The organism is Pseudomonas sp. BAY1663, from assembly GCF_000582595.1.
Classification (GTDB): Bacteria; Pseudomonadota; Gammaproteobacteria; order Pseudomonadales; family Pseudomonadaceae; genus Stutzerimonas; species Stutzerimonas stutzeri_AF.
Genome location: NZ_AZSV01000052.1, coordinates 21,003 through 33,726, shown reverse-complemented (window position 1 = coordinate 33,726; position 12,724 = coordinate 21,003). Strand labels below are relative to the sequence as shown.

Annotated in this window: 9 protein-coding genes and 4 pseudogenes; 7 read left to right on the top strand and 6 right to left on the bottom strand. The window is 66.1% G+C overall.

The genetic code is table 11. The features are described from left to right. The 4 genes and pseudogenes from BAY1663_RS14905 to BAY1663_RS14890 all read right to left on the bottom strand — a co-directional run. Positions 1-798: enoyl-CoA hydratase-related protein (locus BAY1663_RS14905; protein ID WP_128576314.1), on the bottom strand; the 798-nt coding region annotated here is incomplete at its 3' end. A 19-nt stretch (positions 799-817) separates the two neighbouring features. Beyond that, positions 818-2,398, bottom strand: a complete 1,581-nt coding sequence (locus BAY1663_RS14900; RefSeq protein WP_051497156.1) for a fatty acyl-CoA synthetase — start codon at positions 2,396-2,398, stop codon at positions 818-820. A gap of 124 nt (positions 2,399-2,522) precedes the next feature. After that, entirely contained in the window at positions 2,523-3,725 is a 1,203-nt protein-coding gene (bktB, locus tag BAY1663_RS14895) for a beta-ketothiolase BktB (protein WP_037042216.1), read from the bottom strand. 25 nt (positions 3,726-3,750) lie between these two features. Continuing rightward, a pseudogene (locus BAY1663_RS14890) lies at positions 3,751-4,928 on the bottom strand (acyl-CoA dehydrogenase family protein). Between the two features lie 172 nt (positions 4,929-5,100). Here BAY1663_RS14890 and BAY1663_RS14885 point away from each other — a divergent pair. Next, positions 5,101-6,144 carry an AraC family transcriptional regulator gene (locus BAY1663_RS14885; RefSeq protein WP_037042214.1) on the top strand — a complete coding sequence of 348 codons (1,044 nt, stop codon included), beginning with the start codon at positions 5,101-5,103 and terminating at the stop codon, positions 6,142-6,144. Positions 6,145-6,235: 91 nt separating this feature from the next. Here the strand turns inward: BAY1663_RS14885 and fabB are convergent, their stop codons facing one another. After that, a complete protein-coding gene (fabB, locus tag BAY1663_RS14880; RefSeq protein WP_037042210.1) occupies positions 6,236-7,453 on the bottom strand; it encodes a beta-ketoacyl-ACP synthase I in 1,218 nt (405 codons plus the stop codon). Between the two features lie 11 nt (positions 7,454-7,464). Then, positions 7,465-7,980, bottom strand: coding sequence for a 3-hydroxyacyl-[acyl-carrier-protein] dehydratase FabA (gene fabA, locus BAY1663_RS14875; RefSeq protein WP_037042204.1), 516 nt, complete (start codon positions 7,978-7,980; stop codon positions 7,465-7,467). Positions 7,981-8,407: 427 nt separating this feature from the next. Between fabA and BAY1663_RS14870 the strand changes: the two genes are divergently transcribed. From BAY1663_RS14870 to BAY1663_RS14845, 6 genes and pseudogenes are all read left to right on the top strand, one after another. Then, positions 8,408-9,430 carry an NAD(P)H-dependent glycerol-3-phosphate dehydrogenase gene (locus BAY1663_RS14870; RefSeq protein WP_037042203.1) on the top strand — a complete coding sequence of 341 codons (1,023 nt, stop codon included), beginning with the start codon at positions 8,408-8,410 and terminating at the stop codon, positions 9,428-9,430. A gap of 25 nt (positions 9,431-9,455) precedes the next feature. After that, positions 9,456-9,803: a DUF4389 domain-containing protein gene (locus tag BAY1663_RS14865; RefSeq protein WP_037042202.1), complete on the top strand. Its 348-nt coding sequence runs from the start codon at positions 9,456-9,458 to the stop codon at positions 9,801-9,803. Then, positions 9,800-10,257 (top strand): annotated as a pseudogene (gene sixA / locus BAY1663_RS14860) (phosphohistidine phosphatase SixA). The gene BAY1663_RS14865 and the pseudogene sixA overlap by 4 nt, the downstream one beginning before the upstream one ends. Before the next feature lie 85 nt (positions 10,258-10,342). Continuing rightward, a pseudogene (locus BAY1663_RS14855) lies at positions 10,343-10,785 on the top strand (hotdog fold thioesterase). Positions 10,786-10,916: 131 nt separating this feature from the next. Continuing rightward, positions 10,917-11,726, top strand: coding sequence for an alpha/beta fold hydrolase (locus BAY1663_RS14850; protein ID WP_037042201.1), 810 nt, complete (start codon positions 10,917-10,919; stop codon positions 11,724-11,726). Beyond that, positions 11,723-12,579: pseudogene (locus BAY1663_RS14845) on the top strand (alpha/beta fold hydrolase). The gene BAY1663_RS14850 and the pseudogene BAY1663_RS14845 overlap by 4 nt, the downstream one beginning before the upstream one ends. The last annotated feature ends 145 nt before the right edge of the window (positions 12,580-12,724 follow it).

Here is a 12,724-nt window from a genome sequence, read left to right as displayed (position 1 = left end):
GGCAACGCGGCTCGCGACGAAACGGCAACAAACCCTAGGGTCTACCAGCCGCTGCCGCTTGAACGCGGTGAGCGCGCGGGCAGGCTCGTCGCCCCGCAGGGCGGCGATCAGCGCCTCGAGCTCCTCTTTCATGGCGATTTCCATGCCGGCGAGCCGGCCGTTGCCCAGCAATCGCCTGGTGGCCTGCAGCGCTTGCGGCGGCGCCTCAGCCAGTTTTCGTGCGGCCTGCAGCGCGCGCTCCAGGGCCTTGCCATCGGCGACCCGCTCGTTGAGCAGGCCCAGGGATTCCGCCGTCGCGGCGTCGAAGCGCTCCCCCAGAAGCAGCAGCTCAGCGGCGCGCTGGCGCCCCAGCAGGGCCGGCAGCACGAAGGTCGAGCCGAATTCCGGGCAGATCCCCAGCGCCACGAAGGGCAACTGGAAGAACGCGCTCTGTCCGGCATACACCAGGTCGCAGTGCAGCAGCAGGGTGCAGCCGATGCCTATCGCATGCCCTTCTACCGCTGCCACCACAGGTTTGCCGTAGGTGTTCAAGCGTTGCATGAAGCGGTAGGCCGGGTGCCCGGCATCGCGGATCGGGTGCTCGACGAAGTCCTCCAGGTCGTTGCCGCTGCAGAACATCCGCGCGCCGCCGGTGATGACCAGCACCCGCACGGAATCCTCCGCCGCGGCCGCGTCCAGCGCCGCTGCCAGGGCCTCGTATAGCCTGCAGTTCAACGAATTCTTTCGCCCCGGATTATCCAGGCTCAGGATCCGTACCCGTCCTTCATTCTCGATGCGAATGCTGGCATCCGGCTGCATGCCGCCTCCTGTTTGCCGCTCAGATGGGCGTAGCGAACTGCTGGCGCAGGGCGCGTTTGAGCAGTTTGCCCGAGGAGTTCTTCGGCAGCTGCTGCACGAAGTGCACCTGTTTCGGCACCTTGAAGGGGGCCAGGCTGGCGCGGGCATGGCGAAGCAGCGCCTCCGCATCCGCGGCGGCGTCCTGTTTCAGGACCACCACCGCGGCGATCGCCTCGATCCATCTCTCGTCGGGGACGCCGATCACCGCCACTTCGGCGACGTGCGGATGACTGTAGAGCGCTTCTTCCACGTCGCGGCTGGCGACCAGCACGCCGCCGGTATTGACGATGTCCTTGATGCGATCGACGATCCAGATGTAGCCCTGCTCGTCGCGATAGCCCAGGTCGCCGGAGTGGAACCAGCCGCCAGCGAAGGCCTCCGCGGTCTCGTCCGGCTTGCCCCAGTAGCCGGTCATCAACTGCGGCGAGCGGTGCACCAGCTCGCCCGGCACGCCTGGCGGGCAGTCTTCGCCCGTCAGCGGATCGATGATCCGCGTTTCCACGTTGATCACGGGCCGCCCGCAGGAGGCCGGGCGTTCCTTGTGCTCCTGGGGCGAGAGCACGGTCGCCAGCGGGGCGATCTCGCTTTGCCCGTAGCAGTTGTAGAGGCCCGACAGCGGTAGCCGCTCGCCCAGTTCCCGGGCGATCGGCTCGGGCATGATGGAGGCGCCGTAGTAGAGCTTCTGCAGATGCTGCAGCTCGGCTTCGACGAACCGTTCGTGGCGTAGCAGGGCGATCCAGACCGTGGGCGGTGCAAAGAAGCTGTTCAGTCGCTTTTCCTTCAGCAGCCGGAGAATCGCTTCGGGGGCCGGCGTATCCAGCAGGCAGCTGTAGGCGCCGGCCAGCAGCGCCGGCATGGTGAACACGTGCATCTGGGCCGAATGGTAGAGCGGCAGCGCCGCCAGGCAGCGGTCGGAGGCCTTGATGTCCAGGTGCAGCAGGCAACTGAAATACTCCGCCATCAGCGAGCGATGGGTATGCATCGCACCCTTGGGGTCGGAGGTGGTGCCGGAGGTATAGAGAATCTGCACGACATCGTGTTCGGACACTGCCACCTCCGGTGCCCGGGCGCAGCCGGAACCGCTGGCGATGGCGAGGATGTCGCTTCGGCCCGCGGCCGCGGCGTCGCTGTGCAGGCTGCCGCGAAACGCCAGCTGCCGCGAGCCACAGACGCTGTCGACGAGCCCGTTCAGGCTGTCGTCGGCAAACAGCGCGCGGGCCCCCGACTGGTCGAGCACATAGGCCAGCTCGCGTTCGGTCAGCGAGAAGTTGACCGGAACATGAATCAGGCCTGCGCGGGTACAGGCCAGCCAGAGGACCAGGTAGGCGTCGGAATTCTTGCCGTAGGCCGCCACCCGGTCGCCCTTGTCCAGGCCCGCTGCCAGCAGGTGATTGGCCACGCGGTTGGCTGCCTGGTCCAGCGCCTGGTAGCTCCAGCTGCGGTCCTGGTACTCCAGGGCGATTTGCGCCTTGCGTTGCTGGGCGGTGCGCTGCAGGGCATCGCCGATGGTGTTGCGGGTCACCTGGTTGAACGACGGTTGGGCTTGTATGACCGCTCTCATGACACACCTCGAATAATTATTGTTGTTCACGGATGTGGATCGATTCAGCGCCAGGCTCCGGCTCTCAGGCATGCCTGGTTCAACTGGTGCGGATGGCTTGCTCTGTCCGCCGGCGGTGCATCGCTCACTGCGCGAGACGTTCGATAATCAAGGCGATACCCTGGCCGCCGCCGATGCACAGGGTGACCAGCGCCCGCTGCTTGTCGAGGCGTTCCAGTTCGTACAGTGCCTTCAAGGTCAGGATCGAGCCCGTGGCCCCCACCGGGTGGCCGTGGGCGATGGCCCCGCCGTTGACGTTCACCTTGTCCGGATCGAACTCCAGGCTCTGCGCCACTGCCAGGGCCTGCGCGGCAAAGGCTTCGTTGCTTTCGATGAGGTCGATATCGGCCAGCTCCAGGCCCGCATTCTTCAGCGCCCGTTGCACCGCCGGAATCGGTCCCAGGCCCATCAGGTGCGGCTCCACGCCGGCGAAGGCGTAGCTGACGAAGCGCGCCCTGGGCATCAGCCCACGCGCCCGGGCCTCCTGCCGGGAGGTCAGCACCAGCACAGCGGCGCCGTCGTTGAGGCCGGAGGCGTTGCCGGCGGTGACCAGGCCATCCGGCTTGAATGCGGCGCGTAGCTTCTGCAGGCCCTCGAGCGTCGCGTCAGGGCGCACATGCTCGTCCTTGTTGAAGGCCACGCTGTCGCGTCCCTGGCGAACCGGCACGGCGATGATCTGGCTGGCCAGGTGCCCGGCATCGATGGCGCTCGCCGCCTTGCGGTGGCTGTCGCAGGCATACTGGTCCAGCTGTTCGCGGGTGAAGCCGTAGCGGGTGGCGACGTTCTCGGCGGTGATCCCCATGTGGCCGCTGCCGAAGGGATCGCTGAGAATGCCGACGGTCAGGTCCTGGGCCGCCGCATCGCCCAGGCGCTGGCCGAAGCGCAGTTTCGGCAGCAGGTAGGCGCCCTGGCTCATGCTTTCCGCGCCACCGGCCAGGGCGATACGGCTGGCCCCTGCCTGGATCATCTGCGCCGCCGAGATTAGCGACTGTACCGAGGAGCCGCACAGGCGGTTCACGTTCAGCGCCGCGGCGCTGTCGGGCAGGCCGCAGTTTCGCGCGATGTGCCGCGCCAGGTAGGCGTCCTGGGGGCTGGTGGTGATGATGTGGCCGAAGACGGAGTGGTCGATCTCCTCGGCCGCCACCCCGGCGCGCTCGATGGCGGCGCGTCCGGCAAAGGTGCCCAGCTCGGCCGGGCTGTAGCTGGCCAGGCTGCCACCGAAATCGCCGATGGCGGTGCGTGCTCCGGCAACGATCACCACATCCTGCAGTTCGACTGTATCGGGCATCACGGGAACTCCTCTCTTTGTTCGCTCAGACCACGGGGCCCAGCATGTCGCGGGCGATCAGCTCTTTCATGATTTCCGAGGTGCCGGCATAGATGGTCTGGATCCGCGCATCCACATAGAAGCGGGAAATCGGGTATTCCAGCGTGTAGCCGTAGCCTCCGAACAGCTGCAGGCAACGGTCGATGCAGTGGCATTGCATCTCGCTCAGCAGCAGCTTGAGGGTGGCTGCATCGGTGCCGCTCATCGCTGCACGGGCATAGCGCTGCAGGCACTGATTGAAATAGGCACGGCCCATTTCCAGCTGCGCTCGCACTTCGGCGAGGGTAAAGCGGGTGTTCTGGAAGTCGGCGATGCGTTTGCCGAAGGCACGGCGTTCCTGTACGTAGTCCAGTGTCAGTTGCAGGGCACCGTCGATGGCGCCCAGGGCCTGGGCCGCGACACCCAGGCGTTCGCGGGGCAGCTCCTGCATCAGGTGGATGAAGCCCTTGCCGGTCTCGCCCAGCAGCGCCTCCTCCGGCACCACCAGCTCGTCGAAGAACAGCTCGGCGGTATCGCTGGCATGCTGGCCGATCTTGCGGATCGCCTTGCCGCGGGCGAATCCCGGCAAGGTGGTATCGACCAGGAACAGCGACACGCCGCGGGCACCGGCCTTCGGGTCGGTCTTGGCGCAGACGATCACCATGTCCGCCAGCAGGCCGTTGGTGATGAACACCTTGGCACCGTCGAGCTTCCAGCCACCGGCGACCTTCTGCGCCGTGGTGCGCATGGCGGCCAGGTCGCTGCCCGCGCCGGGCTCGGTCATGGCGATGGCGCCCAGCACCTCGCCGCTGGCCATGCGCGGCAGCCAGTACCGCTGCTGCCGCTCGCTGCCCAGATGAAGAATGTAGGGCATCACGATATTGGCGTGGATGTTGTAGCCGCTGGCCAGGCCGCCGAAGCCTGGCGGGAAATCTCCTCGCAGATCATCAGGCAGATTTCGACCCCGGCCCCGGAGCCGCCCAGCGCTTCCGGCAGATCGACGCCGAGCAGCCCGGCTTCGCCCAGGCGATGCCAGAGTTCGCGCGGCATCTGGTGTGCCGCTTCCCAGCTTTCGTAGTCGGGCGCCACTTCCTCTTGCAGGATGCGCCGCACCATTTGCTGAAACAGTGCCTGATCGTCGTCGCCCACTGCACTGTCGGCGACGGGCTGTTCCTGTACGTTCATGCTGAGCCCTTCGGGTTGTTGTTCTTGTATTGGGGCCGCCGGCCGGCTGACCACGGGATTATTAATAGAACCTTGGTTCGCCTCTTGGAATGACCTCTTCGGTCGTTTTGATTGATCGAATAGGCCATTGGGTGCAGGCTGCTGGCCATCGACGCAGGAACAGGAGTACCGCATGATCACCAGGGAACCGCCCGAGTCCTCGAAGGCCCACATTGCCAACCACTACGTGCGCGCCAGTATCGGCGGGGCTCTGCGCCAGGGGGCGGACCCGCTGCAGCTGCTGTCCGTGGCCGGGATCGCGCCGGACTGGATCGATCGCCCCGGGCAGCTGATCACCGAGCAGCAGCTCAGTGCGTTGATCAAGGCGGTCTGGCGCTTCACCCGCGACGAGTTCATGGGCCTGGCGCCGAGGGCCTGTAAACGCGGGGTGTTCTCATTGATGGCGGAATTGGCCCAGGGGGCCAGTACCCTCGGTGGCATGCTGCAGCAGAGCGCACGCTTCTATACGGCGGTTTCGGATGATCTGGAGATCGGGCTGGAAACGGATTCGTCGCAGTCGCCGCTGGTGTTCTACCGCCTGCATCTGCATCACCATGGCGAGGACCCGGAGCATTTCCTGCAGGAGTTCATCCTGCTGATGTGGCAGCGCTTCGCCGGCTGGCTGGTCGGGCAGCAGATCCCGGTCGCCAGTACCTGCTTCGGCTATCCGGTCGTCGAGCACGCGCGTGAATACCGGGTGATGTTCCTCGGCGAGCTGCTCCACGACCAGCCCCGCTGTGGCTTCTATCTGCACCCGCGCTTTTTGCAACTGCCGATCATCCGCAACGCCATGGAACTGCAGGCGTTCCTGCAGGACTGTCCAGCGGTGATTCTGCGTCGGCCTGTACGCGACAACAGCCTGCAGGCCCGGGTCAGGGTGCTGCTGCAGCGCTACGATCTCGAGCAGATGCCGGACCTGGAGGCGATCAGCCGACAGTTGCTGATGGCGCCGCGTACCCTGCGCCGCTGGCTGCAGGAGGAAGGCACTTCGATCCGGCAGATCAAGGAAGCCCTGCGCCGCGATTTCGCGCTGAGGCTGCTGGGCAACGAGCACCTGAGCGTGCAGGAGGTAGCCGAGCAGAGCGGCTTTGCCGAGGTCGCGGCGTTCTGCCGTGCCTTCAAGCGCTGGACCGGCCAGCCGCCAGCCCAGTGGCGCAAGGGCCGTCAGCGACTCTGAACGAGGGGCGGGCGATTCCGGCTTGCGGTCGCTACCCGCACAAACAAAAACGCCCCGAACCAGTCGGGGCGTTTTGCTCGGAGCGAAGGACTCAGCCTTTCCAGCGCTTGAGCACCAGGGTGGCGTTGGTGCCGCCGAAGCCGAAGCTGTTGCTCATCACGGTGTCGATCTGCGCGTTCTCGCGGGTTTCACGCAGAATCGGCATGTCGGTGACTTCCGGGTCCAGCTCTTCGATGTTGGCCGAGCCGGCGATGAAGTTGCCTTCCATCATCAGCATGCAGTAGATCGCCTCGTGAACGCCGGCGGCGCCCAGGGAGTGACCGGACAGGCTCTTGGTCGAGCTGATGGTCGGGACCTTGTCGCCGAACATGTTGCGCACGGCCTTGATCTCGGCGACATCGCCCACCGGGGTGGAGGTGCCGTGGGTGTTCAGGTAGTCGATCGAGCCTTCGACGGTGGACATCGCCTGCTGCATGCAGCGCAGCGCGCCTTCACCGCTCGGGGCGACCATGTCGTAGCCGTCGGAAGTGGCGCCGTAGCCGACGATTTCCGCGTAGATCCTGGCGCCGCGCTTGAGGGCGTGCTCCAGCTCTTCGACCACCACCATGCCGCCGCCGCCGGCGATGACGAAACCGTCACGCTTGGCGTCATAGGCGCGCGAGGCCTTCTCCGGCGTCTCGTTGTACTGGCTGGAGAGGGCGCCCATGGCATCGAACAGGCAGCTCTGGCTCCAATGCTCCTCTTCGCCGCCGCCGGCGAAGACCACATCCTGCTTGCCCATCTGGATCTGCTCCATGGCATGGCCGATGCAATGAGCGCTGGTGGCGCAGGCCGAGGCGATGGAGTAGTTCAGGCCCTTGATGCGGAACGGCGTGGCCAGGCAGGCCGATACGGTGCTGCTCATGGTGCGCGGCACGCGGTATGGGCCGATGCGCTTGACGCCCTTGTCGCGCAGGATGTCGATGGCTTCCATCTGGTTGATGGTGGACGCACCGCCCGAGCCGGCGACCAGGCCGAAGCGCGGGTTGGAGATTTCGTCGGCGCTGAAGCCGGCATCCTTGACCGCTTGTTCCATGGCCAGATAGGCATAGGCCGCAGCGTCGCCCATGAAGCGCAGGACCTTGCGGTCGATGAGTTCTTCGAGGTTCAGGTTGACGGAACCGGAGACCTGGCTGCGCAGACCCATGTCCGCGTAGGCCTGGTTGAAGCGGATACCGGGGCGACCGGCGCGCAGGTTTCCGGAGACGGTCTCTTTGTCATTGCCCAGGCAGGAAACGATACCCAGGCCGGTGATCACGACGCGACGCATGCGGATGTCCTTCAAAAGCTGTCGGTAGAGGAGAACAGGCCGACGCGCAAGCCTTCGGCACTGTAGATCTCGCGGCCATCAACGCTGACGGTGCCGTCGGCGATGCCGAGGATCAGCGAGCGGTTGATGGTGCGCTTGATGTGGATGTTGTAAGTGACTTTCTTGGCGGTCGGCAGGACCTGACCGAAGAATTTCACTTCGCCCGAACCGAGGGCGCGGCCGCGGCCGGGGTTGCCCTGCCAGCCCAGGTAGAAGCCAACCAGCTGCCACATGGCATCGAGGCCCAGGCAGCCGGGCATGACCGGGTCGCCTTCGAAATGGCAAGCGAAGAACCAGAGATCGGGGTTGATATCCAGCTCGGCGACCAGCTCGCCCTTGCCATACTTGCCGCCCACTTCGCTGATATGAACGATGCGGTCGACCATCAGCATGTTCGGTGCGGGCAGTTGCGCATTACCGGGACCGAAGAGCTCGCCGCGGCTGCAACGAAGCAGGTCTTCCCGAGTAAAGGCGTGTTGTTTGGTCATGCGTATTCCTCAATGGGCCTTGTGGGGGCTTTGCTGCTTACATACCGGGCCCAGAATTCGAGGCCTGATCATCAAGACTAGTCATAGACTGCCGCGTTGTGGCTAAAGTCACAGCCTGCAACAGCGACGCCATTCACCCGTACCTGCGGCTGAAGGACGCAAAGACAGAAACGGGCAGCTACTTTAACACTCCTGGCACCCTAACGAGGACCTTGCGACAGCATGTCCTGTATAGACAAACGTTGCACGCGGGGTTTCACACCCCGGCCGATCGCCGGTGCCAAGGCGGCTGCGCGCCTCTGCGTGGGGGCTCGGCGAGCTTGTAACCGGATGCTTTTCACCGCTTCGGGCTTTGCGCTGGCCGCCCTCGATGCGCTACGTATAATGCCCGGCACTGCCACGTTGGATGGCCCATAACGGAAACCACATGACACAACAGCAAACCATCGCGGTGCTCGGCGGCGGCAGTTTCGGCACCGCGATAGCCAATCTGCTGGCCGAGAACGGCCATTCTGTCCTGCTCTGGATGCGCGATGCGGAGCAGGCCGAAAGCATCCGCGTCCAGCGCCAGAACCCGCGGTATCTGAAAGGGGTCACGATCCTGCCGCAGGTGCAGGCGACCACCGACCTGCCGCAGACCCTGGCCGCTTGCGAGCTGATCTTCGTCGCGTTGCCCTCCAGTGCACTGCGCCAGGCGTTGCAGCCGTTCTCCGCGCAATTGGCCGGCAAGCTGCTGATCAGCACCACCAAGGGCATCGAGGCCGAAGGCTTCATGCTGATGAGCCAGATTCTCGAGGAGATCGCGCCACAGGCGCGTATCGGCGTGCTGTCGGGCCCCAACCTGGCGCGCGAGGTCGCCGAGCACGCCCTGACCGCCACCGTCGTCGCCAGCCACGACGAGGCGCTGTGTCGCCGCGTGCAGGAGGTCCTGCACGGCCGTACTTTCCGTGTCTATGCCAGTGCCGACCGCTTCGGCGTCGAGCTCGGCGGGGCGCTGAAGAACGTCTATGCGATCATGGCCGGCATGGCGGCGGCGCTGGGCATGGGCGAAAACACCCGCAGCATGCTGATCACCCGCGCGCTGGCGGAAATGACCCGCTTCGCGGTGAAGCTGGGCGCCAATCCCATGACCTTTCTCGGCCTGGCCGGCGTCGGCGACCTGATCGTGACCTGCACCTCGTCCAAGAGCCGCAACTTCCAGGTGGGCCATGCCCTCGGCGAGGGGCTGAGCCTGGACGAGGCGGTTTCCCGGCTCGGCGAGGTGGCGGAAGGCGTCAATACCATCAAGGTGCTCAAGCGCAAGGCGGAGGAACTGCAGGTCTACATGCCGCTGGTCGCCGGCCTGCATGCCGTCCTGTTCGAGGGGCGTACGCTCGATCAGGTCATCGAATTGCTGATGCGTGGCGAACCCAAGACCGACGTGGACTTCATTTCCACCGACGGTTTCTGAACCACGTGCCTACCGGAGACTATCCATGAGTCAATCCAATCGCAGTACGGAACGCGAATCGTTGATCCTGCGGGCCGTCTGGATGCTGATCTTCTTCTTCGTCTGGCAGGTCGCCGAGCTGGTGCTGCTGGTCGTCGTGGTACTGCAACTGATCCTGCGCCTGCTCAAGGGGCAGGCGGACGCCAGCCTGCAGGCTTTCGGTGACAGTCTCAGCCAGTACATCGCGCAAATCGGCCGCTTCGCCACCTTCAATACCGAACGCAAGCCCTGGCCGCTGTCCGATTGGCCGGTGCCGCGTCCGGCCGATGTCGAGCTGGCGCCGACGGTGCCGCCGCAACCGCCGGTCGAGCCGAACGAAGAGCAGGCGCCATGAGGCTCTGGCTGCTGCGCCATGGCGAGGCCGAGCCGCGGGCCCGCACCGATGCCGAGCGCAATCTGACCGAGCGCGGCCGCCGCGACGTGCGGGAGAATGCCGCACATCTGCGCGGCCGCGCACTGCAGGCGATTCTGGTGAGCCCCTACCGGCGGGCGCAGCAGACCGCCGACGAGGTGCGACGGACGCTGGGCTTCGAGGGAGCCTGCGAAACCGTGCCGTGCTGACGCCGGAGTCCGACCTGAACGAGGCGTTGCGCCAGCTCGATCGGCGCGGCGAGGGCGAGCTGCTGCTGGTCACGCATCAGCCGCTGGTCGGCAGCCTCGGCGGCTGGCTGGTCCATGGTCATTCCGACGCGTCATTGCCGATGGCGACGGCGTCCCTGGCCGAACTCGAGGGCGAGGCGATTGCCGGGGGGTTGATGCGGCTGGTGTCGTTGCGTCACGTTCGTTAGGGTAGGCAGGCTCCGGCCCGCATCGTTCAGCTGGCCGGCCGAGCCTGACATCCAATAACAACGACATCCGCATGGAGTACGCGCCTTGAGCATCTGGTATCGCCAACCCGACCTGGAAGAGCTGCACAGCACCCGCAGGAACACCATCAGTGAACTGCTGGATATCCGTTTCGAATCCTTCGATGGCGAGTCCATCACGGCGAGCATGCCGGTCGATGCGCGCACCCACCAGCCTATGGGCTGCTACATGGCGGCGCCTCGGTGGTGCTGGCCGAAACCCTCGGCTCCATGGCCAGCTACCACTGCATCGATACCAGCAAGTTCTACTGCGTGGGCCTGGAGGTGAACGCCAACCACCTGCGCGGCCTGCGCAGCGGACGGGTGACCGGGGTCTGCCGGCCGGTGCACCTGGGCCGCTCGACGCACGTCTGGGATATCCGCCTCAGCGGCGAGGACGGCAAGCCGAGCTGCATCTCGCGCCTGACCGTGGCGATCGTGCCGCTGGACAGGAACGCTCCGGCAGGCTGATTCGACGCGCAGGCCGCCGTTGCGGCCTGCTGATTGGCCTGAATGCCATCCATTCGGCGGGGCTATGGCGATTGCCGCCCGCCGAAGGCTGCCAGACAATGGCGGTCCGTCTGTTTCGGGGCACTGGCCTCATGTCGCAACGCATCTTCTTCGCCCACGCCAACGGCTTTCCTTCGGCGACCTATAGCAAGCTGTTCGCCGCCCTCGCGCCGGAGTACCGGGTCACGCACATGGATCGGCACGGGCACGATCCGCGTTTTCCGGTGGACGACAACTGGAACAATCTGCTGGACGAGCTGTTCGAGCAGCTCGTGCGCCTGGGCGAGCCGGTCTGGGGCGTCGGCCATTCCTTCGGCGGCATGCTGCATTACCGCGCCGCGCTGCTGCGCCCGGAGCTGTACCACGGCGTGGTGATGCTCGACTCGCCACTGCCGACCTGGTTCGACCAGACCATCATCTGGGCCGCCAAGCGCCTGGGCTTCATCGACCGGCTGACACCGGCCGGGCGCACGCTGGGCCGGCGCGAGCAGTTCGGCAGCGCCGAGGAAGCGCGGGCGTACTTCGCCGGCAAGCCCTTGTTCCGCCGCTTCGATCCCGACTGCCTCGAGGCCTACATCGAACATGGCCTCGAGCCGGCCGGGCAGGGTATGCGCTTGCGCTTCGATCCGCAGACCGAGATCCGCATCTACCGCAGCGTGCCGCATGTGACACCCGGCTGGCCGCCCGCGCTGAAGATCCCGCTGGCCATGGTGCGCGGCCGCGACAGCCGCGTGGTGCTGCCGCACCATGGCTACCTGTTGCGGCTGATGGCGCGCGGCGAGGCGCATAGCCTGCCGGGCGGGCACATGTTCCCGCTGGAGCGCCCGCAGGACACCGCCGCCCTGCTCAGACGGCTGTTCGACCGCTGGCGTCATCGCGAAAAAGTACAGGGGGCCGCATGAGCGTGCCGTTCGAGGAAGTCCGCCTGAGCCTGCCGCACATCGAGGTGGCCGCCCATCTCTATGGGCCCGAGGACGGCAGGCCGGTCATCGCCCTGCATGGCTGGCTGGACAATGCCGCCACCTTCAGCCGGCTGGCGCCGCATCTGCCGGGGGTGCGCATCGTCGCCCTGGACCTGCCCGGACACGGCCATTCCGAGCACCGCCCGATCGGGGCGGGCTACAACATCTGGGACTATGTGCACGACGTGCTGCAGGTCGCCGAACAGTTCGGTTGGCAACGCTTTTCCCTGCTGGGGCACTCCATGGGGCGATCGTCTCGGTGCTGCTCGCCGGTGCGCTGCCTGAGCGCGTCGAGCGCCTGGCGCTGATCGACGGCGTAATCCCCTATACCGGCGAGGCGGACGGCGCTCCGCAGAAGCTGGGGGCGGCATTGAAGGCGCTGCTGGCGGTCGATGGCAAGCGCAAGCCGGTCTACGCCAGCTTCGAGCAGGCGGTCAAGGCACGCATGAAAGGCGTGGGCGCGGTCAGCCAGGAAGCGGCCGAACGGCTTGCGCAGCGCGGGCTGATGCCCGTGCCGGGCGGCTACACCTGGCGCACCGATGCGCGGCTGATGCTGCCCTCGCCGCTGCGCCTGACCCGCGCCCATGCCCTGGCGTTCGTCGGCCAGGTGGCCTGTCCGACCCGCCTGGTGCTGGCCGAGCAGGGCCTGATGACCCAGCCGGACATGCTGGCGTTCACCGAGAGCCTGCCCTTTGCGGTGCACCGACTGCCCGGCGGGCATCATCTGCACCTGGACGACGAGACCGGGGCGCAAGCGGTTGCGGCGGTGTTCGAGGCTTTCCTGCGCGGCTGAGGGGTTCCGGGCCGCTGCAAGAATCTGTCGTAAAGCCTTGCTTGACTTGCTTTTGCCAACTGGCGAGGCTGGGAGCCATCGTCCCGATCGAGGCACCGCAATGATCGATTTCTACCGCGCCGCGACGCCCTGCGGGCGATCGTCG

What these genes read in the sequence shown, in the direction of transcription:
- bktB (WP_037042216.1), bottom strand. Translation starts at nt 3,725, where the DNA reads ATGCCCGATACAGTCGAACTGCAGGATGTGGTGATCGTTGCCGGAGCA.
- BAY1663_RS14850 (WP_037042201.1), top strand. Translation starts at nt 10,917, where the DNA reads ATGTCGCAACGCATCTTCTTCGCCCACGCCAACGGCTTTCCTTCGGCG.
- BAY1663_RS14870 (WP_037042203.1), top strand. Translation starts at nt 8,408, where the DNA reads ATGACACAACAGCAAACCATCGCGGTGCTCGGCGGCGGCAGTTTCGGC.
- fabA (WP_037042204.1), bottom strand. Translation starts at nt 7,980, where the DNA reads ATGACCAAACAACACGCCTTTACTCGGGAAGACCTGCTTCGTTGCAGC.
- fabB (WP_037042210.1), bottom strand. Translation starts at nt 7,453, where the DNA reads ATGCGTCGCGTCGTGATCACCGGCCTGGGTATCGTTTCCTGCCTGGGC.
- BAY1663_RS14885 (WP_037042214.1), top strand. Translation starts at nt 5,101, where the DNA reads ATGATCACCAGGGAACCGCCCGAGTCCTCGAAGGCCCACATTGCCAAC.
- BAY1663_RS14865 (WP_037042202.1), top strand. Translation starts at nt 9,456, where the DNA reads ATGAGTCAATCCAATCGCAGTACGGAACGCGAATCGTTGATCCTGCGG.
- BAY1663_RS14900 (WP_051497156.1), bottom strand. Translation starts at nt 2,398, where the DNA reads ATGAGAGCGGTCATACAAGCCCAACCGTCGTTCAACCAGGTGACCCGC.